The organism is Paramylibacter ulvae, assembly GCF_014652655.1.
Taxonomy (GTDB): Bacteria; Pseudomonadota; Alphaproteobacteria; order Rhodobacterales; family Rhodobacteraceae; genus Amylibacter; species Amylibacter ulvae.
In genome coordinates, this window is sequence record NZ_BMZF01000010.1 from 74725 (window position 1) to 95816 (window position 21092).

Genomic DNA, 21092 nt, shown 5'->3' on the forward strand with positions numbered 1-21092 from the left:
AACATGAATACACTAAAGTTGCACCCAAACGCGAGTAAGATTAATTTGGCGAAATGGGGTTTGAAAGCGTTATGCTCCGCGTCGCTAATTGCGCTTTCAACAGTTCAGGCACAGGCCGATATTCAACTTGTATTCGGCACATATGCTGCGGACAAACCAACCGAAACGGTACGAAAATTCAAGCCTTTCCTAACTTATTTGGGCAATGAATTAACCACATCACTTGGTGAGCCCGTATCGATCAAAATGCACATCGCGCCAAGTTATGACGATGGCATCAATGACTTGGTTGAAGGCAACGTTGATTTTTCTCGCTTTGGTCCCGCGTCATATGTGGCTGCCAAAGAAAGCAATCCAAATGTTAAAATCATCGCGATGGAATCTGAAAAGGGATCAAAAACATTCAAAGGTGTGATCGCCATCCACAATGATAGCGATATCACTGAACTGGCCGATCTCGCAGGGCATCATTTCGCATTTGGTGATCCGCTATCCACCATCGGCCGGTATTTGGCACAAAGCAATTTAATGGAACACGGCGTTTATGGGAAAGACTTGAAAGGTTACGAATTTTTGGGTCGCCACGATCGTGTTGGCGCTGCCGTTGGAACCAAAAAATTCGATGCCGGTGCTCTCAAAATTGGGACATTTGACAAACTCGTTGCAAAAGGTGTGCAAATTAAAATTCTGTTTGATTTTGATAATGTGACTAAGCCGTGGATTGCGAAATCTGAATTGGACCCACGCGTGTTATCCGCGATGCGACAAGTGTTTATGGATGCCAAAGATCCCAAAGTTTTGAAAAACATCTCGAAATCTGGGTTTCTGATGGGCGACGACTCTGATTTTTCCCCCATTCGCGCGGCAATCCAGAACAGCACTAAGTTCGACTAATCAAGGTTAAAGAATTTGCGAAACCTTCGTCTATCGTTTCAAATAGCCATGTCATTGTTTTTGGCCGCAATCTTCATCGGATTTGTTGCGGGTGAATGGGAGCGGCGAGTCGCCACGAGCCAATTACAAGATAATTTGGCACGCCAAGCGGATTTAACCGTTAGCTTGATGAATGGCTTGATGTTGGAGGCAATCATTGTAGAAGACATCCCGTTAATTAACACAGCGTTGGAACAAGCGGTGACGCGCATTCCAACGCTGCTTGCAATTGCGGTATTCAATGAGACGGGGCAAAAAATTACCAATTATCCATTGGACCCTATCACGACCAATGATGACACGACCAAATTCGAACAGGCCGTTACGTTTGAGGGCGAAAAATTTGGAAGCATGGAAATTTTGTGGTCAACAAGAGAGGGAAAAATCGCGGTCGCAAAAAAAGTTCAACAAACACATCGTATTATGACACTTACGATTTTTTGCTTGGCATCACTGATCTTGTTTTTAGTTTCACGCATGGCGATGCGCCCCCTTTCAATTATACATCAACGCATGCAGGCAACCATTGCACGTGAACGGGTGAATGAGTTGAAACTGCCCGGTTATGCCGCACAAGAATTCAAGGAATTGGATGGCTCCGTTGGTATGCTGGAATTGGTGCTGAGCGAGCGTGACGAGCGCGAAACCGCTCTTAATTTCGCCAAGGATCGCGCAAATGCGGCGAGCAAGGCAAAGTCAGAATTTTTGGCAACAATGAGCCATGAAATTCGCACTCCCATGAATGGTGTAATTGGCATGGCAGAGCTTCTGCTAGAAACGAAACTGTCGAAAATCCAACGAGATTACGTCGATACAATTTCTGGATCGAGTGCAAATTTGATGGCGATTATTAATGATATCCTCGATTTTTCAAAAATCGAAGCAGGCCGATTAGAATTGCTTGAAGAACCTTTCGTATTAGAGGAAATGGTCAATGGTATTATTCGCACGATGCTTCCGGTTGCAGCCAAGAAAAACATCGAAGTCATTTTGCAAATAGACCCCGATTTACCAACGGTTTTCGAAGGCGATAAGGTGCGCATGCAACAGATTCTGACGAATGTTATCGGAAATGCTGTGAAATTCACGGCAAAAGGACACGTCATGGTTCACATTTCAGGAGAGCCAAATGATGATCTGATAAACGTTACATTCGTTGTAAAAGACTCAGGGGTTGGAATACCCGAACATAAGCTGGATATAATATTTGACGCATTTCAGCAGGTTGATGGAGCAGAAAACCGCGCGTTTGATGGAACTGGGCTTGGGCTCGCGATTACACAAAGGCTTGTCCAACAAATGAACGGCATAGTTTGCGTAACATCTGAGGTTGGGGTCGGAACACAATTTAGTTTATCCATCCCGCTTCCAATCAGCGATCAATCTGTCACAAAAACCATATTGCCGGTACAACTGAACGAACATAAAAAAATACTTGTAGTGGATGATTTGGACATCAATTGCACGATATTATCTGAACGTTTGCGATCAATTGGGTATGAAAGCTCTTCTTTTTTATTGGCCAGTGATGCTTTGCGTGAAATGAAATCGAATAGAGAATTTGATCTCGCAATTTTGGACAATAAAATGCCAGAAATGTCTGGGTATGAGTTGGCCCAAAAAATACGTAAAATTCCAGATTATGAAACGCTGCCGATTATGATCCTATCATCTGCCGATGATTTGTCATCGCTGAACGATGCGAAAGACCTTCAAATTCAGGACGTGTTGTTAAAGCCGGTTCAGTTGAATGTCCTTCGTCAATCTATTCAGGATCTGTTTGCAGTGTCGGCCGCAAATATTTTGTCGTCAAAATCAGAGCCGGCAACAACGCCTTCGCAATATACGTCCACAGATTTAAGCAATAGCCACATTTTAATCGCCGAAGACAACAAAACAAATCAGACGGTAATTAAGACCATTTTGAAGAAAACAAAATGCAAGGTAAGTATTGCAAAAAATGGTAAAATTGCGCGTGACATGTATTTGTCATGTGCGCCGGATTTTGTGTTAATGGATGTCTCGATGCCGGAAATGGATGGTTTACAAGCCACCAGTGAAATTAGGCGACTTGAACGGGAAAACGCAATTCGAAGACGCCCAATTGTGGCACTTACCGCAAATGCGATGCCAGGGGATCGGGAGCGATGCCTTGACGCAGGTATGGATGATTATCTTACGAAACCTGTGCGTAAAGGTGTATTATATGAATGCTTGGATAAATGGCTCGCCGATAGACCAGCCTAGGCCTGTTTATTGATTGCAGTTTTTAAATCGTTAGATGTGATGCAAAGCTCGCCCGTTATGTGAACAGATACCTCGGTTCCCGTTTCTATTTCGGGAGCTGTTTGGCAATCTACCAACATTGTGATGTTTTTTTCCCGTGCCACAATTGACATGTGGCTGAGCCAACCGCCCACTTCACAAACGACACCACCTGAACGCAGCACATAGTTGAGCCATGCTGGATGTAGTATGGTACAGATTAATATGTCTCCGTCGTGAAATCCATCAAGTGCCTCGCCACTTTCGCTTTGGTGTGATGTGGCAACATATGCGCGGCCCAACATATCCTTGTCACCGGCGACACAAACCCCGAAATTCAATTCCCGGTTTTGAATGGAACCAAATTTTTCGCCCAAAGAAGCAATCTCGCAATCGAATAAAGACAGTCTTACAGGTCTTAGCGGGGTTTCTTTAAGTTTTTTCAGATGTTTCTGTCGCGCTTTCGCCTTTGAAATGTGTTCGTCTTGGATACGCACCCCAGAATTGCAGATTTCATCAATCTCGAAATCAAAAATTATTCCCTCAATTTCAGAACGTTTTGAAATGTTCAACAATAGTTTGCGAAGCAATGAAAACTGCTTGAGCGCCTCGTGCTTTGCGTGTTCTTTCAGGGCTTGTAATTGAAATACCTGTGTCCACTCATTTAGTAATGATTTTGGCTGTTCATGTTGTTGTTCACCCTGCGCCGCAAGGGTGCCCTTAACAAAACGATTTAGCAATTTTGGCGTTTCATGATACCTTGGCGTGCTGATTTCATAGTCAAACAAAGCACGGTGCCCGAGATTTTGCGCCACGAATTCAGCGCGGTCACGTTTTGCAATTCGCTGGCCTTGTGCGATCCATCCACTCGGTGAATATGGTGATTCAGGTTGTTGTTGTGTTATGCTGGATTCAGTTTTGTTTAGCCGCGCTTGGCTGGTTATAAAACTGGTTAAAATGTTTATGGTTTCAATCCAAACATATGTGTCTTGGATGAAATCTGAATAAATCTCCTTCAGCAATTCGACGCATTGGCGATGATTTAACCGATCTAGCTCGATGGCATCCCAGCGCGCGATTTTGTCGACAAAATCGGGTAAAAACACAGATTGAAATTCTGTTTCAATCGTATTTGCTGCGTTCAACAATCGTTTTTGAGAAGATTTATTTAGGGTTAATGCCGTCACAGATTTGATAGCAACATCGCAATATGTTTTGCCAAACAACAAAGCCAATGAGCCAGGGGTATTTTCGGGAACATCATATCGCAATCCAAGCTGGCGACATGCTATATCAACGGGTCCACCAGCGCACCAAATTCGTGACATTATGGAAAATGACATTGGTGTCGGGCGTAGCAATAATTCTGACATCTCGTCTTGTTCGAATATTATTTCATGCGGATCATCGACGTCGATCAGTTCAAAAATGCGGTTCCATTCACCAAACGCGACGGATTTAACATCATCACCCAATACACGCGCGGTAATGTCCCGGCTTTGAACGATGTAAAATCGGTTATCTGCATAGGCCCATTCGATGTCCTGTGGTTGACCAAAGAGCTTTTCAATCTGCTGTCCCATTTTCACCAAGGGCTGCAAATCAATTGGCGCGGTTTCATCCCCAACGGGTGTGGTTGAAAATCGCCCAAAGCGAAAACACAATGGTGTTTTGCGCCCCGAAACCAGATCGTCACCCGTGCCTGCGACCATTTCCACCATGGCGATACCTGCAGCTGTTGGGTCTTGGGTAAACAGAACACCTGCATATTCAGCACCAATCATTTGTTGGATCAATATATTCCCATCATTGTTACCATCAGTGTTGAAATCATAAAGATCGGTATGGGATGCGGAAAATGATGCAACCACTTGGTCAAGCGCTATGGGTAGATTTTTACGCGTTACGTTCAGAACGCTTTCGAAGACCCCGGCAAAGCTTTGATTGCTGCTGTCTTCTTTCGCGGCGGAGCTTCGCACAGCACTGGTTTTTTGTGATACGAGGTTCCATATTTTATCGCAGAATTCTGATTTATTGCGAACAGAAAGATTGAGATACGCGCGAATGGTATCTGTGCGCAAAACAACACCATCTGGAACGGGAAAACCGTGGTATTTTAACAATGAGAGCCGATACGCTTTGTTCCCGCTCAATTGTAGTTGGTCACTATATGACAGGGGGCAAATATCACGATAGAAATAGCGAATTTTAAAATTTCGAAACAGATTTTGCGCGCGTGCAAAAACGCGTTTATGCACGTTGACGACATACGCTCGTTGGATCAACAAAAACAATATCGCAAGGTTGAGATAAATATTGCCTGCCGCGCTGATTTTGGCGGTAAGCGCGAATAGGGCAGGTGCGGCAATAAACCAACACAACATCAAATGGAGACGTGTTCTTGCCATCGAAAATTGCAGGTATGCACCAGCCAGTATTGCAAAAATGAGTGGCAATAAATAGCGAGGATCTGGTGTGGAAAGTGACAAAACCCACAAAAAATCAGTTTCAAAATGCACCGCAGATTGTTCCACGGATTGCAAGCCAAGCGCCATTAAAGGCAAAAACAGTAATGCCAACATATTGCGAAACGGTGTCAGGCCCAGATCGCGTTGAAACTTTCGCATCGCGCGGGCGCGCCGTTCGGGATGATCGGCCAGATCCGTTTTTATCTTGGCAAGTGTTTTTGCGTTTTTTGCTGATAAAATCTGATCTCTTTCAGATTTCAGCGCGATGGGCAGCACTGCGATACGCGACAACATTGCAAGTAGTGCGATGGCGATCATGAAATGGGTGCGATCGGCAACCCAAACAAGAGCGTTTGAAATTCCCGCGACCATCTGTTGCCAATATGATGTGTTTTGATCAACCAGCCATGCCTGAACATGTGGTTTTGGGGGCGTGGGGATGAAATAATCCCACGGAGTGGTGTAGCGCCCCAAAAATGGTATGCCATGGCGTGACAATTCGTATCCCAAAACCTGTCCCATAAAACAACTTCGCCGATCATAGCAGGCGGCGATGGTTGGTGTATTGCTCAGTGCGTTTATCTTGCTTTGTAATGTGTCGCTTGGTAATGCGCGCAACGGGATGTTGATAGCATTTGGTAAATGTGAAACGGCAAAATCTGCGGGGTATCGCGCATCGATAATTTGCAACTCGCCCTGCGTAACAAGGGTTTGAAATGTGTTGGTATCAATCAATTTATCCTTGTTCGGATAATCTGGAATGGCGCGCAAGTCATGCAAGCCGCGTACATCTGAATTGGAAAATACGCGCCCTTCGACGATCCACTTTTCGATGCCCCCTGCGATGAAGCGACAATCAATTCCTAGCGCAGCCAGCTTGGCACAAGTTTCGGAGCTTCGATTGCCGTTATGACAATATAGCACGACAGATTTATCCTGAAACTGTTCCAAATTTTCGGCGATATCGGGGAATCGGATGTGGCTGGAATTTGGCAAGCGTCCCATCTGTGTTTCCGCCGTTTCGCGGATATCCAAAAATAATGTATCGGTGCTTTCCAACAACTGGTTTGCATCAGTGGTGTTAATCGCTAACGGATTTGTTGATTGGTTTTTATAAGGTGTTTCAATCAATGTGGCGTCTTGAATTTTTGTGCCGTCAAATTGGGCGGGACGCAAAAGCGTTGCTTGCAATCGGGTTTTTTGCGCCTGCTTTTGTGTTGTATATTGCCAAATATTTGCCCCCGCCAACACGACACATGCCCCAAATAATCCAAACATTATCCAACCGGTTATTTTGGAGTTTTGTTTACGTTTTTTACGCATTCCATATGCGGCACTGCCACCGGTAAGCATGGCAAATCCGACCGCAAAGAGTTGTGTAAGTGATGAAACCGACCCGATGACCAATTCGGGCGAGGGGATTGCAACCGCAGGTGTCGAGCTACAAAAAATAACGCTGAATAAGACCAAAGTGAAAATGAAGCGGTGAAAATCAAAATTAATTTGCATAGTCGGACTTTCATATTGGGTGGCCAACGCTGGGGCATGGCTCACGGCAGTATGATGAACAACTGGTTAACAAAGCCTGAAGCAGTTTAGTAAAAATTAACGGTTTCAAGGGATCGGCGAAAATCGGCGGGTGAAAAATTTGTGTTTTGGTATTTGAAATAATCTTGGCTACATTGATCGAAGTAAGAGTAGGGGTGATTATGCGGTGCATTTTGTTGGTGATGTTATTCTTGGCCGCCTGTGGTGGGCGTGCCCCCGAACCCGTCAACGCACCGTTACAGCCAAATGGAACCCGATTTGCGGATGCCGATCCCCACGATTGGCAAGGAAGAAAGCCGTGGCAATATACAGTGCATGGTATCGACGTTTCCAAATACCAAGGGACGATTGATTGGCGAACGGTGCGCCGATCCGGGATAAAATTCGCCTATATCAAGGCAACCGAAGGTGGCGATCATCTGGATGAAAAATTCAATGAAAACTGGCGAGGTGCTGCGCGCGCTGGTGTAAAACGCGGCGCATATCATTTTTACTACTTCTGTCGCCCGGCGTATCAACAGGCGAATTGGTTCATTCAAAATGTGCCAAAATCGCGCGGGGCATTGCCACCTGTTTTGGACATGGAATGGAACCATCGTTCACCGACTTGTCGTTTTCGCCCAGAACCAGCAAAGGTACGCAGCGAAATGCGGGTATTTTTGGATCGGGTTGGCACGGCATATGGCCAGCGCCCAGTGATCTATGCCACCGTAGATTTTTATCATCGAAACGAGCTGTGGCGCGTGCGTGGATATGAATTCTGGTTGCGTTCCGTCGCAGCACACCCATCCAAAATCTATCCCAACCGGCCTTGGGCATTTTGGCAATACACAGGATCAGGAATTGTGCCCGGTGTGCCGCGCCCGACGGATATAAACGTCTTCTCTGGCGGCACACAGGCTTGGTCAAGTTGGGTTGTGCGAAACGCGCGTTAACGCGCGCCTTATTCGGCTGCGTCTTGGTATTCATCCATTGGCGGGCAAGAGCAGATCAAGTTACGATCACCAAACGCATTGTCCACACGGTTCACAGGCGCCCAGTATTTATCCACCTTGAATGATCCAGGAGGGAAGCAACCCTGTTCACGTGAATAGGGGCGATCCCAATCGCTAACCAAATCGCGCATGGTGTGTGGGGCATTGTGCAACGGGTTATTGTCGGCTGGGTATTTGCCAGATTTCACATCCTGTGCTTCTGCGTGGATGGCAAGCATTGCATCGCAAAAACGATCAAGTTCCGCCTTTGGTTCGGATTCAGTTGGTTCCACCATCAATGTGCCCGAAACGGGGAAAGACATGGTCGGCGCGTGAAATCCGCAATCAACCAAGCGTTTCGCGACATCGTCCACCGTAACACCGTATTCGGCCATGGGGCGGGTGTCCAAAATGCATTCATGCGCCACACGGCCCTTGGGGCCCTTGTAGAGCACATCATATGCACCTTCCAATCGCTTGGCGATGTAATTGGCATTTAAGATTGCGAATTTGGTTGCTTGTGTCAGGCCATCCGCACCCATCATCAAGCAATAGGCCCATGAAATGGGAAGCAAGCTGGGTGAACCATATTGTGCCGCCGATACCGCACCTGACGTGCCTTCGCTGTGATGCCCAGGAAGGTGGGGAATAAGGTGTTTTTTAATGCCGATGGGTCCCATGCCGGGGCCACCACCACCATGTGGAATGCAAAATGTTTTGTGCAGGTTCAGGTGCGAAACATCAGACCCAATTTCACCAGGTTGGGCCAAGCCCACCATCGCGTTCATATTCGCGCCATCCATGTAGACCTGTCCGCCATGTTCATGGGTGATGTCACAGATTTCGCGCACGCGCTCTTCGAATACGCCGTGAGTGGATGGATATGTGATCATGCACGCGGCAAGGTTTTCGGAATGCTGTTCGGCCTTGGCGCGGAAATCATCCACGTCAATATCGCCATTTTCCGCCGTTGCCACGGCGACAACTTTGTAACCCACCATTTGCGCACTGGCAGGGTTGGTGCCGTGTGCCGACATTGGGATCAAACAGATGTCGCGGTGATCATCGCCATTGGCGCGGTGGTATGCAGCGATGGTCAACAACCCAGCATATTCGCCCTGTGCACCAGAGTTAGGTTGCATTGAGATCGCATCGTAACCCGTTATTTCACAAAGCTTTTTCGACAAATCTTTGATCAAAAAATCGTAACCCATGGTTTGCGATTTTGGTGCATAGGGGTGAATATTGGCGAAACCTTTCCATGTGATTGGCATCATTTCCGCCGCCGCGTTGAGCTTCATCGTGCAAGACCCAAGCGGGATCATCGCGCGATCCAATGCCAAATCACGATCGGCAAGACGGCGCATATAACGTGTCATTTCTGCCTCTGATCGGTTCATGTGAAAAATTGGATGGGTCATATATTCAGACGCACGCGCCATACCATCTGGCAGGCAATGTTTCGCATCGGTTGGGAATGCAGCATCATCCAAACCAAAGGCACGCCAAACGGCACCCAACGTTTCATCCGTGGTCATTTCATCCACAGAAATACCAATTTTTGTTTTGCCAACTGCGCGTAAATTCACGCCTTCATTTAATGCGGACTTGATGATGACAGATTGTAATGCGCCAACCTCCACCGCGAATGTGTCAAAAAACTCTGGAGCATCAATGGTAAAGCCAAGCTGGGCAATACCAGATGCCAGTTTTGAGCCCATCAAATGAATACGCTGCGCAATTGCCTTTAACCCCACGGGGCCGTGGAAAACCGCGTACATTGATGCCATCACTGCCAATAATGCTTGGGCGGTACAAACATTGGATGTCGCCTTTTCACGGCGAATATGTTGTTCGCGGGTTTGCAACGCCAAGCGATAGGCCTTGTTGCCACGTGCATCGACAGACACACCGACAATGCGCCCTGGCATGTTGCGTTTAAATGCATCGCGCGTGGACATATATGCCGCGTGCGGGCCGCCATATCCAAGGGGCACGCCAAATCGTTGGCTTGACCCGACACAGATATCAGCACCCATCGCACCCGGTTCTTTGATCAAGGTTAGGGACAATGGATCGGCGGCAACAACACCAATGGCCTTGGCCGCGTGCAGGGCTTCCATTTGTGGTGTGAAATCACGCACATGCCCATGCGTTCCTGGGTATTGGAAAATCGCCCCAAATACTTCGTCTGCGTTCAAATCATCAACTGATCCAACCACAATTTCAATGTTTAGCGGTGCAGCGCGTGTGCGCATCACATCAATGTTTTGCGGGTGACAGTTTTCGTCGATGAAAAACTTGGTCGCTTTGGATTTTGAAACACGTTGCGCCATTGTCATTGCTTCGGCACAGGCGGTGGATTCATCCAGCAGTGATGCGTTGGCCACTTCCATCCCTGTTAGATCAATGATCATGGTTTGATAGTTTAACAATGCTTCCAATCGGCCTTGGGAAATTTCTGGCTGATACGGGGTATATGCCGTGTACCATGCAGGGTTTTCCAAAATGTTGCGCTGAATGGCGGGGGGAGTGAACGTGTCGTAATATCCTTGCCCGATCAAAGAAGTGACAACGCGGTTCATTTTGCCAACATCACGCATATAGCTCAGCAATTGCCATTCTGACATGGGTTCACCCGTATCCAACGCCTTTTTTTGACGAATGCTTTTGGGCACAGTTTCATCAATCAGCGCATCAAGGGACGCAGCCCCCACAACCTTTAGCATTTCTTCTGTTTCTGCGGGCGATGGGCCGATGTGGCGTCGGTTCGCAAAATCATATGCTTTGTAATCTGTCATATCGTAAGTCATAGGGGCATCCTTGGGTTAGCCGATCAACTCTTTGTATTCGTCTTCTTCCATCAACTCGTCCATGTCGGACGGTGTGGTCAGTTTCATTTTGAAAAACCAAGCGGCACCCAATGGGTCTTCGTTTACCAAGGCTGGGTTTTCGACCAAGGCTTCGTTGACCTCAATGATTTCGCCATCAAGTGGGGCCAAAATATCGGATGCAGCTTTTACGCTTTCGATCACGACGACATCGTCACCCTTTGATACATTGATGCCCGCCTCTGGTAATTCAACGAATACCAATTCGCCCAATGCTTCGGCGGCGTGTGGTGTGATGCCAACGATTACGTGGTCGTCATTTGGTTCCAGCCATTCGTGTTCTTCGGTGAATTTCATCTGGGTGTTCTCCTTGTTGATGTGTTTTTTTAGCGTTTGAAATTTGCGGGGGTGAACGGCATTTTTGTGACCGTTGCCGCCATGCGTTTGCCACGTATTTCGGCGAAAATTTCGGTACCGATTGCGGCGAGCCCCGTTGGGACATATCCCATGGACATCGGGCCTTCGATTGTAGGGCCAAATCCACCAGACGTGACCGCACCGATTTGTTCATCGTCTGTTTCGCTGGCAAATAATGGCGTGCCATCGCGCATTGGGGCGCGACCTGCGGGCAGCAATCCAACGCGTTTACGCGCAGTACCGTTTTCCATTTGATCCAAAATAATTTCAGATCCAACAAATCCACCTTCACGTTCGCCACCTTTACGGCGAACTTTTTGAATGGCCCAGTTTAATGCGGCCTCTATCGGGGTGGTTTCGGTATCAATATCGTTTCCATAGAGACATAGCCCTGCCTCCAGACGTAATGAATCGCGCGCACCCAATCCGATGGGTTCCACATCTGCATCCGCCAATAATGCGCGCGCCAATGCGTCGGCGTCGTCTTCGTGTACAGAAATTTCATAACCATCTTCGCCAGTGTAGCCGGATCGCGAAACCACACATTTCGCGCCGTTCAATTCCAACTCGATCACATCCATGAATTTCATGTTTGCCACTTCTGGATTGATTTTGGCCAATGCGGTTTCGGCCTTGGGGCCTTGCAATGCCAATAGTGCCCGATCTGTGATCACCTCGACCATACAATCGGCTGACAGGTTGTCTTGCATGTGCATGATATCGGCGTCTTTGCATGCGGCATTTACCACCAAAAAGATATGATCGCCCAGATTGGTAACCATCAGATCGTCCTGAATTCCGCCCTGATCGTTGGTGAAAAACGCATAGCGTTGGCGCATGGGTTCAAGGCCAAGAACATCAATGGGAACCAATTTTTCCAATGCTAATGCGGCGTCTTTGTATTCTTTGGAACGTGGCCATAACACGACTTGGCCCATATGGCTGACGTCAAATAAACCAGCACCTGTTCGGGTTGCCAAATGTTCCTTCATCACGCCCATCGGATATTGCACGGGCATGTCATACCCCGCAAATGGCACCATTTTGGCACCCAGTTCGACGTGTAGATTATAGAGCGGTGTTTGTTTTAATTCAGCCAATGTTCGTCCCCGTGTTTGGCTGAGTGTTCCCAGCACCATTTAACAAAGCGTGATGCCTTGCGTTGATGCCTCCTCTGTCATGGGTGCCTGAGATCGCTATCCCTTCGGCGGGTGCATTCGCACCACTCTCCAGAGTTTGTGTCCGATACGGTCCTTTTGCCTGAGAGTTTCCGAGGCGGTTGCTCCTTCGGCCTTGATTGGGATCAATGTCTCCCGAACCAGACAGAATCTATTTAGCGTCGATATGCGACGCGATCAATCAAAATTCGACGCATTGCGTTAAATCATCTGTTGCCCGACCTGATCAACCGCTTTTTCAAGGATATCAAACATCAGATTAATTTCATCAATTGTGATGGTGAGCGGGGGCGAAAACACACACATGTTAATCAATGGGCGTACCAACAATCCCATTTCCTCGCAGGCATCATCCAGCATTTGCCCAATCTGGCGTTCATCGGACAATCGCGATCCGTCTTTTGATAATCGCCCCTCGATACAGCCCAGTAATCCCATGCCTCGCACATCGCCGACGATGGGATATTTGCGCAAATCTTGCAGGCGTTTTTGAAAATGCGGGGTCACGGTTTTGACGTGATCCAACAGGTTTTCGCGTTCCATAATTTCAATGTTTTTCAATGCCGCGGCACAGCTGACGGGATGGGCGGAATATGTATATCCATTGGAAAACAGCACGGGATCGTCGCTGGTCATACGTTCCATGACTGAATCGGAAATAATACAAGCACCAAGGGGCATATAGCCTGATGTCAAACCCTTGGCACAGGTGATCATATCGGGCTCAATCCCAAATTCATCATATGATGCAAACCAATGGCCAAGCCGCCCAAAACCTGTAACCACCTCATCAGAGATATAGAGGATGTCGTTCGCACGACAGATATCGAATGTGCGTTTGTGATACCCTTCGGGGGGAATAATCACACCGCCGCTGCATAAAATCGGTTCGGCGATAAATGCCCCGATTTTATCCGCGCCATGCGTATCAATTGCGCTTTGCAAATCCGCAACCTTGGCATCGCACCACTGATCAACCGACATGCCATCAGGGCGATGATATGGGTTCACATCTGGCAAAAAATGCACCAAGTCGCGCGCGGTATCAAACTGGGAAACATCGCGTTCCTTGCCCGTAACGCTGGCCGCCAAATAGGTGGAACCATGATATCCTTTTTCACGCGCCAGAATGATCTTTTTATTTTTGCGCCCAAGGTTGTTATTCATGAAATGCATAGCACGCAACGCGGTATCAACGGCCGTGGAACCACCAGTTGTAAAAAACACATTGTTCAAATCGTTTGGGGCAAAATCCACCAGTTTTTGCGCCAGAATCGCCGCAGGTTCTGTGGCATTTGTGAATGGCGATGCATAGGGTAATTTCATCGCTTGCACTGCAATGGCATCGGCCATTTCTTGGCGTCCATAACCGATCTGAACGCACCACATCCCACCGGGCCCATCAATAAATTTGCGCCCCGTACCATCGTAGAGATAAATTCCATCAGCGGTATCAACCAACATGTTGTCATAGCCGCGCCACGCATCCATCGCATGCCACGGGTGGACAACATGTTCACGATCCAGACGGTGAATTTCATCGAGCGAGGGGGTGTTTGTCATTTTTGCAGCCTTTTAATGTCACCTGATAGAACCATAAAAATGATCTGGCTGCCAAGTGCTGAGGTTGAGATTATGTTTTTGGGGCGACCACGCTTTTGCGTTCAATCAATTCCACGGGGATGATTTCTGATGCACAGCTCATAACCCCATCGTCAATCATGTTCATTACCATTTGCCCCGCATGTTGTCCGATCAATCGGCGGGGCTGGCGAATGGTGGTCAGGGCAGGGGTTAGATGTTCGACCACCTCGATATTGTCAAAGCCAACAACGGATACATCATTTGGGACATCAATGCCCGCATGTTGCAGCGCACCCATGAAACCTGTCGCCATTTCATCGCTGGCACAAAAAACGGCTGTGGGGCGATCATCTAACGCCAACCATTGCTTGGCGGCAAATGTACCTGAATCCATGCTATAATCGCCATTGAATATCCATTCCTTGCGCACAGCAAGCCCAAGCTGTTCCAGCGTGTTTTTCATCCCGTTTAATCGGCTGTCGGCCAACACATTGCCAAGCGGCCCCGTGATATGCCCAATACGCCGATGCCCGTTATCATACAGATGTTGAATGGCGATTTGCGCACCTTTTGCGTTATCAACGCGCACCGATGGCAGATCAAAATCAACCCATTCACAGGCCAATACAATGGGGGGGTGTTGTGGAGGTAACATTTGTTTTTCGGGCAAATGCCCATCAAAAATTACGATCCCATCCGCAAGACCATTTAGGATATAGCTGCGCAATCGTTCCTGTGGGTTGTTATCGGTTTGGGTATCCGCGATCAACAACCCATACCCCGCTGGCGATAACACAGATGAAAGCCCAGCCAAGATTTGGGAAAAAAACGGGTTGGCCAAATTGGGTACAAGCGCAAGGATGCTGCCGCTGCGCTGGCGGCGCAAATTTCGCGCGGCGTGGTTTATCCGGTAACCCGATTCTTCAACGGCGTCCATCACCGCCTTGCGCGTGGATTCGGCGACCAAATCAGGGTTGGATAACGCACGGCTGACGGTGGCGGTTGATACACCCGCAATGCGTGCAACGTCTTGAATTTTCGCTGTTTTTGCCTGCACGGTTCCGCCCATTTGAATTGCAATCTTTTGCCATAACAAAAAAAACTTGTAAACGATTACATTTGAATTATGGTTCCATGTAAACGATTACATTGCAAGTTTCGCAGCGTATTTCGTGTCTTGGAGGAGACTACATTGAAAAAGATTAAAGGCCCTGCGCTATTCTTGGCGCAATTCGCTGGCGATGATGCGCCGTTCAATTCTTGGGATGAAATTACCAAATGGGCGGCCGATTGTGGCTATGCTGGCGTGCAGGTGCCATCGTGGGATGCGCGCTTGATTGATCTGGAACTCGCCGCGTCGTCCAAAGATTATTGCGATACATTTGTCGGCCAAGCATTGGACAACGGTGTGGATGTGACCGAATTGTCTACGCATTTGCAGGGGCAGTTGGTTGCGGTGCATCCAGCCTATGATTTGCCAATGGATGGGTTTGCAGCGCCAAGTGTTCAGGGTGATCCAAAGGCCCGCCAAGAATGGGCCGTCGATCAGGTGAAAAAGGCGTTGAAAGCATCGCAAAACATGGGGATCGGTGCAATGGCATCTTTTTCTGGCGCATTGGCGTGGCCTTATGTTTATCCATGGCCACAACGCCCCGCCGGATTGGTCGAGGCGGCGTTTGACGAATTGGCAAAACGCTGGCGCCCGATCTTGGATTACGCCGATGATTGCGGTGTTGATGTTTGCTACGAAATCCACCCTGGCGAAGATTTGCACGATGGTGTCACGTTTGAGATGTTTTTGGAACGCGTCGATAATCACGCGCGGTGCAACATGTTATACGATCCATCCCATTACGTTCTGCAATGTTTGGATTATCTGGACAATATCGACATCTATGCCGATCGCATCCGCATGTTTCATGTGAAAGATGCGGAATTTAATCCAACGGGACGCCAAGGCGTTTATGGTGGGTATCAGTCATGGGTTGATCGGGCTGGACGCTTCAGAAGTCTTGGCGATGGACAGGTTGATTTTGGTGCCGTGTTTTCCAAACTGACAGCAAATGATTTTGATGGCTGGGCTGTAGTTGAATGGGAGTGTGCGTTGAAACACCCCGAAGACGGCGCACGCGAAGGGGCCGCATTCGTGCGCGATCACATCATTCGCGTGACCGACAAGGCCTTCGATGATTTCGCCGATGGCGGCACGGATGATGCTCAGAACCGCACGATGTTGGGGCTGGATTAATGGGCAAGTTTGAAAACCGTACCGGCAAAATTCGTCTTGGCATGGTCGGTGGGGGCAGCGGCGCATTTATCGGCGGCGTGCATCGCATCGCAAGCCGCATTGACGATAAATATGAATTGGTTGCGGGCGCATTATCATCCACTCCAGAAAAGGCAGCAATTTCTGCGCAAGAAATTGGGCTTCCGAACGATCGCAGCTATGCCAATTATGTGGAAATGGCAAAACGCGAAGCACGGCTTAAGGATGGGATCGAGGCGGTTTCAATCGTCACCCCCAACCACATGCATTTCCCTGTGGCGCGCGAATTTTTAAAACGCGGCATCCACGTGATTTGTGATAAACCGCTCACGTCTACCTTGGCTGATGCCAAGAAAATGGCGGCGGCGGTTGATAAGTCAGACGCATTATTTGTGCTCACGCATAATTACACTGCCTATCCAATGATGCGCCAAGCGCGTGCAATGGTGCGCGATGGCACACTTGGTAAAATCCGTGTGGTACAGGTGGAATATCCCCAAGATTGGATGACCGATCCCGCCGAGGCGGACAATAAACAGGCCGATTGGCGCAATGATCCCGAGCGTAGCGGTGCAGGTGGGGCAACGGGTGATATTGGAACCCATGCCTATAATCTTGCGCGGTTTGTGACGGGGTTGGAACTCGAAAGTCTTGCTGCCGATTTGCAATATTTCGTTGATGGGCGTCTGACGGATGACAATGCGCATGTGATGTTGCGATTTCATGGCGGTGCGCGGGGTATGTTATGGTGCAGCCAAGTTGCCCCTGGCAATGAAAACGGTTTGCGCATTCGTGTGTTTGGCGAAAAGGGCGGGTTGGAATGGGCACAGGAAAACCCAACCAATTTATGGTTCACGCCAAATGGCGATCATAAACGGCTTATCACACGAAATGGTGTCGGCAATCACACCGACGCAATGCGCGTATCACGTACACCTGCGGGCCACCCCGAAGGATTTTTCGAAGCCTTTGCCACGATTTATAGCGAGGCCGCGCGCGCCATCATCGCCCATCGCACAGGGGATGCACCGCCAAGCGATGTGACTTTCCCAACCATTCATGATGGGGTTGAGGGTATGGCATTTATCGATGCCTGCGTGCGTTCGTCCAAACGCGATGCTGCGTGGGTGACTATCAAATGACCACCCCCGTATTAGAAATCCAAAATGTTTCACGCAGCTTTGGCCCCGTTCAGGTGTTGCACGAAATCGATTTTGCGCTGCACGCGGGGCAGGTTCACGCATTGATCGGTGAAAACGGTGCAGGCAAATCAACCACGATGAAAATCCTCGCAGGATATTTGCAACCAAGTGCGGGGCAAGTTTTACTGGGTGGAACGCCTGTGCAATTCGCATCATCACAGGCGGCAGAAGACGCTGGTGTGATTATGATCCATCAGGAATTTAATCTGGCTCAACAGCTTAGCGTGGCGGAAAACATATTTCTTGGACGTGAAATCAAACGCGGCTTATTGCTGGATCACGCCGCCATGCATGACCAAAGCAGGGCATTATTGGAACGTCTGAACTGTCCAATTGATCCGCGCGCGAAAATTTCCGAAATTTCCGTGCCCAACCGCCAGATGGTGGAAATCGCCAAGGCATTGGGGCGCAACGCGCGCGTGTTAATCATGGACGAACCCACCGCCGTTTTAACCAGTCGTGAAACCGATATTTTGCTTGAACAAATTGATCGGCTGCGAGAACAAGGCACGGCGATTTTATATACGTCGCACAAGCTTGATGAAATCGCGCATATCGCGGATTACGTCACCGTTTTGCGTGACGGTCATCAGGTTTTTGCCGATCACGCCAAAGGATTGAGCGAAGATCAAATGGCTGAAACCATGGTCGGGCGCGAATTGTCCAATCTGTTCCCGCCACTGCAAACACCCCAAGATGAAACCGTGTTAAGTGTTGAAAACCTGTCCGTTACGGGCTGGGTTGAAGACATATCATTCACTTTGCACAAGGGCGAGGTTCTGGGCATCGCAGGGCTGGTTGGATCTGGGCGCACCGAAATGATGGAAGGTGTGGTTGGTTTGCGCCACGCCACTGGGCAGGTTGCAATCAACAATAAACCCCTCAAATCAAACTCCGTTTTGGCGGCACGTCAGGCGGGCATGGTTTATTTGACCGAGGATCGCAAGGAAAAGGGTTTGTTGCTGCAAAAAAATCTGCGCGAAAACCTCACGCTGTTAGCACTTGATCAATTGTCTGGATTGTTCATCAACAAGGCCGACGAAGAACGCGCACTTGATACCGCCATCGCTGACTTTGATATTCGTGCGGGGGATCGCGAAATGAATGCGGGCAACCTATCGGGTGGGAACCAGCAAAAACTATTGCTGGCAAAAACTATGTTGGCCGAACCCGATATTGTCATCATCGATGAACCCACACGGGGGATTGATATTGGCACCAAACAACAAATTTACGAATTCATCAATCAACTGGCCGCCAGCGGCAAATCCGTGATCGTGATTTCATCCGAAATGTCAGAGGTGATCGGGTTATCCAACCGCGTGATCGTTATGGCGTCGGGGCGTGTCGCGGGCGAATTAACGGGAGATGATATCAACGAGGGCACGATTGTACGTCTTGCCATGGGCATGACACAAAATAAGGCAACAGCAGCATGACAGATACAACAACCACCGCGCCACAGGCGCAAAAACGCAAATTGAATTTTCATCTGCTTGGGCCATTATTTGCGCTGATCGCGTTGATCATTTTGGGTGCATGTTTGAATTCAAATTTCCTAAGCTACGGTAATGTCACCAATGTTTTGGCGCGCTCTGCATTCATTGGCATCATCGCGGTTGGCATGACATTCGTGATTACATCAGGGGGCATTGATTTGTCTGTTGGATCAATGGCCGCGTTTATTGCGGGTGTGATGATCCTATCGATGAACTCGTTAATCCCAATTATGGGGGTTGGGGTGCCGGTGATTATCATGGGCATGTTGATTGCCGCGATTTCAGGGTTTGCCGCAGGTTGGTTGAATGGGTTTCTCATTGCCAAGGTCAGGATAGAGGCATTCATTGTCACCCTCGGCACAATGGGGATTTATCGATCATTGGTGACATGGCTTGCCGATGGTGGCACGCTATCGCTCAGCTTTGATTTGCGGGGTATTTACCGCCCGGTATATTACGATGGGATTTTTGGCATCAGTTGGCCGATCATCGTCTTTGCGGCCGTGGCCATCATTGGTGAAATCACCATGCGCCACACACGTTTTGGCCGCCATTGTTCGGCCATTGGTGCAAACCAACAAGTCGCCGTTTATTCCGCGATCAAGGTGAACCGTGTGCGTATCGCAACGTATGCATTGCTGGGTGTTTTGGTTGGTCTTGCCACGATTATGTATGTGCCACGTCTGGGTTCCGCATCGGGATCAACGGGTGTTCTTTGGGAACTAGAGGCGATTGCCGCCGTGATTATTGGTGGCACTGCGCTCAAGGGGGGAACAGGGCGTGTTTGGGGCACCGTGATTGGTGTTCTGATCCTTAGCCTCATTGATAATATTTTAAACCTCGCGTCGATCGTATCCCCGTATTTGAACGGCACGATCCAAGGCGTGATTGTCATTCTCGCTGTTGTTTTACAGCGCGAAAAAAAGACCGCTGATTAGCGGTAAACCATGGGAGAAGAAAAATGAAACGCAGAGAATTTCTGACAACAGCCGCGGTTGCGGGTGCGGTTGGCACGGTTGCAAAGACCGCCAACGCACAAGAGATAACGCATCGCATCGGTGTGGCGATCCCTTCGGCCACACACGGGTTTATGGGTGGGTTGAATTTCCACGCCCAAGACACGATTAAACGTGTCAAAGAAACCTATCCTCAGCTTGATTTTGTACTAGCCACGGCGGGTGATGCATCCAAAATGGTCAACGATATCGAAGATATGGTTGCCACACGCGACATTGATGCGCTGGTTGTTTTGCCATTTGAAAGCGAACCACTAACATCACCGGTTCAGGCCGTGGCGGAACAAGGTATTTGGGTTACGGTTGTAGACCGTGGTCTGTCTGTTCCGGGCATCGAGGATTTATACGTCGCTGGTGACAATCCTGGATTTGGCCGTGTTGCGGGTGAATATTTCCGCGAAAATTTGCAATCTGGTCAAAAAATCGTTGTTTTGCGCGGCATTCCAACCACGCTTGATAATGAGCGGGTGGATGCATTCACTGCCGCGCTTGATGGATCTGGTGTTGAAATTTTGGACATGCAGCACGGTAACTGGAACCGCGATGATGCGTTCAACGTGATGCAAGATTTCTTGTCGAAATACAGCGAAATCGACGCGGTCTGGGCGGCGGATGACGATATGGCCATCGGCGTGATGGAGGCAATCGCACAAGCCGGACGTAAAGAGGAAATGTGGATTGTTGGCGGTGCCGGCATGAAAGAAATCATCGGGCGCATCCGTGATGGCGATCCACAGTTACCTGTGAACGTCACATATCCACCTGCGCAAATTTCATCGGCGATTGAAATGACGGCGCTTGGGCTTGTCTCTGCGACACCCGTTTCTGGGCGGTTTATCATCGGGTCACAATTGGTGACACCTGAAAATGCTGCGGATTTCTACTTCCCAGACAGCCCATTTTAATTGGAA

14 protein-coding genes and 2 riboswitches are annotated in these 21092 nt (G+C 48.7%); of the genes, 8 read left to right on the top strand and 6 right to left on the bottom strand.

Annotated features, from left to right (window positions below):
* Window positions 1-3 precede the first annotated feature (3 nt).
* Both IE094_RS14070 and IE094_RS14075 read left to right on the top strand, forming a co-directional pair.
* The gene (locus IE094_RS14070; RefSeq protein ID WP_189641340.1) at window positions 4-894 is read left to right on the top strand and encodes a PhnD/SsuA/transferrin family substrate-binding protein; all 891 of its coding nucleotides are present in this window, start codon (window positions 4-6) and stop codon (window positions 892-894) included.
* A gap of 48 nt (window positions 895-942) precedes the next feature.
* The gene (locus tag IE094_RS14075; protein WP_229802366.1) at window positions 943-3180 is read left to right on the top strand and encodes a response regulator; all 2238 of its coding nucleotides are present in this window, start codon (window positions 943-945) and stop codon (window positions 3178-3180) included.
* Here the strand turns inward: IE094_RS14075 and IE094_RS14080 are convergent.
* Entirely contained in the window at window positions 3177-6944 is a 3768-nt protein-coding gene (locus IE094_RS14080) for a PEP/pyruvate-binding domain-containing protein (protein ID WP_189641342.1), read from the bottom strand. The two genes, IE094_RS14075 and IE094_RS14080, sit on opposite strands and share 4 nt — an antisense overlap.
* Before the next feature lie 431 nt (window positions 6945-7375).
* Between IE094_RS14080 and IE094_RS14085 the strand changes: the two genes are divergently transcribed.
* Window positions 7376-8149, top strand: a complete 774-nt coding sequence (locus IE094_RS14085) for a glycoside hydrolase family 25 protein (protein WP_189641343.1) — start codon at window positions 7376-7378, stop codon at window positions 8147-8149.
* Window positions 8150-8157: 8 nt separating this feature from the next.
* On the opposite strand, the gene gcvP is transcribed toward IE094_RS14085, so the two are convergent.
* The 5 genes from gcvP to IE094_RS14110 all read right to left on the bottom strand — a co-directional run bounded on the left by gcvP (window position 8158) and on the right by IE094_RS14110 (window position 15255).
* Entirely contained in the window at window positions 8158-11001 is a 2844-nt protein-coding gene (gene gcvP, locus IE094_RS14090) for an aminomethyl-transferring glycine dehydrogenase (protein WP_189641344.1), read from the bottom strand.
* 15 nt (window positions 11002-11016) lie between these two features.
* A complete protein-coding gene (gene gcvH / locus IE094_RS14095; protein ID WP_189641345.1) occupies window positions 11017-11376 on the bottom strand; it encodes a glycine cleavage system protein GcvH in 360 nt (119 codons plus the stop codon).
* 29 nt (window positions 11377-11405) lie between these two features.
* Window positions 11406-12536, bottom strand: a complete 1131-nt coding sequence (gene gcvT, locus IE094_RS14100) for a glycine cleavage system aminomethyltransferase GcvT (protein ID WP_229802367.1) — start codon at window positions 12534-12536, stop codon at window positions 11406-11408.
* A 72-nt stretch (window positions 12537-12608) separates the two neighbouring features.
* A riboswitch (glycine riboswitch) is annotated at window positions 12609-12671 on the bottom strand.
* 3 nt (window positions 12672-12674) lie between these two features.
* Window positions 12675-12762, bottom strand: a riboswitch (glycine riboswitch).
* Window positions 12763-12815: 53 nt separating this feature from the next.
* Window positions 12816-14177 (bottom strand): aminotransferase, encoded by a 1362-nt coding sequence (locus IE094_RS14105; RefSeq protein WP_189641347.1) that lies wholly within the window; start codon window positions 14175-14177, stop codon window positions 12816-12818.
* 70 nt (window positions 14178-14247) lie between these two features.
* Window positions 14248-15255, bottom strand: coding sequence for a LacI family DNA-binding transcriptional regulator (locus IE094_RS14110; protein WP_189641348.1), 1008 nt, complete (start codon window positions 15253-15255; stop codon window positions 14248-14250).
* Between the two features lie 135 nt (window positions 15256-15390).
* Between IE094_RS14110 and IE094_RS14115 the strand changes: the two genes are divergently transcribed.
* From IE094_RS14115 to IE094_RS14135, 5 genes are read left to right on the top strand one after another with little or no spacing between them, the layout of a single operon-like run.
* The gene (locus tag IE094_RS14115; RefSeq protein ID WP_189641349.1) at window positions 15391-16446 is read left to right on the top strand and encodes a sugar phosphate isomerase/epimerase family protein; all 1056 of its coding nucleotides are present in this window, start codon (window positions 15391-15393) and stop codon (window positions 16444-16446) included.
* Window positions 16446-17606, top strand: a complete 1161-nt coding sequence (locus IE094_RS14120; protein WP_189641350.1) for a Gfo/Idh/MocA family protein — start codon at window positions 16446-16448, stop codon at window positions 17604-17606. Before IE094_RS14115 ends, IE094_RS14120 begins: the two co-directional genes overlap by 1 nt.
* The gene (locus IE094_RS14125; RefSeq protein WP_189641351.1) at window positions 17603-19105 is read left to right on the top strand and encodes a sugar ABC transporter ATP-binding protein; all 1503 of its coding nucleotides are present in this window, start codon (window positions 17603-17605) and stop codon (window positions 19103-19105) included. Before IE094_RS14120 ends, IE094_RS14125 begins: the two co-directional genes overlap by 4 nt.
* Entirely contained in the window at window positions 19102-20103 is a 1002-nt protein-coding gene (locus IE094_RS14130; protein ID WP_189641352.1) for an ABC transporter permease, read from the top strand. Before IE094_RS14125 ends, IE094_RS14130 begins: the two co-directional genes overlap by 4 nt.
* Before the next feature lie 23 nt (window positions 20104-20126).
* The gene (locus IE094_RS14135; RefSeq protein WP_189641353.1) at window positions 20127-21086 is read left to right on the top strand and encodes an ABC transporter substrate-binding protein; all 960 of its coding nucleotides are present in this window, start codon (window positions 20127-20129) and stop codon (window positions 21084-21086) included.
* Window positions 21087-21092 lie beyond the last annotated feature (6 nt).

What these genes read in the sequence shown, in the direction of transcription:
- IE094_RS14070 (WP_189641340.1), top strand. Translation starts at nt 4, where the DNA reads ATGAATACACTAAAGTTGCACCCAAACGCGAGTAAGATTAATTTGGCG.
- IE094_RS14075 (WP_229802366.1), top strand. Translation starts at nt 943, where the DNA reads ATGTCATTGTTTTTGGCCGCAATCTTCATCGGATTTGTTGCGGGTGAA.
- IE094_RS14080 (WP_189641342.1), bottom strand. Translation starts at nt 6,944, where the DNA reads ATGTTTGGATTATTTGGGGCATGTGTCGTGTTGGCGGGGGCAAATATT.
- IE094_RS14085 (WP_189641343.1), top strand. Translation starts at nt 7,376, where the DNA reads ATGCGGTGCATTTTGTTGGTGATGTTATTCTTGGCCGCCTGTGGTGGG.
- gcvP (WP_189641344.1), bottom strand. Translation starts at nt 11,001, where the DNA reads ATGACTTACGATATGACAGATTACAAAGCATATGATTTTGCGAACCGA.
- gcvH (WP_189641345.1), bottom strand. Translation starts at nt 11,376, where the DNA reads ATGAAATTCACCGAAGAACACGAATGGCTGGAACCAAATGACGACCAC.
- IE094_RS14105 (WP_189641347.1), bottom strand. Translation starts at nt 14,177, where the DNA reads ATGACAAACACCCCCTCGCTCGATGAAATTCACCGTCTGGATCGTGAA.
- IE094_RS14120 (WP_189641350.1), top strand. Translation starts at nt 16,446, where the DNA reads ATGGGCAAGTTTGAAAACCGTACCGGCAAAATTCGTCTTGGCATGGTC.
- IE094_RS14125 (WP_189641351.1), top strand. Translation starts at nt 17,603, where the DNA reads ATGACCACCCCCGTATTAGAAATCCAAAATGTTTCACGCAGCTTTGGC.
- IE094_RS14130 (WP_189641352.1), top strand. Translation starts at nt 19,102, where the DNA reads ATGACAGATACAACAACCACCGCGCCACAGGCGCAAAAACGCAAATTG.
- IE094_RS14135 (WP_189641353.1), top strand. Translation starts at nt 20,127, where the DNA reads ATGAAACGCAGAGAATTTCTGACAACAGCCGCGGTTGCGGGTGCGGTT.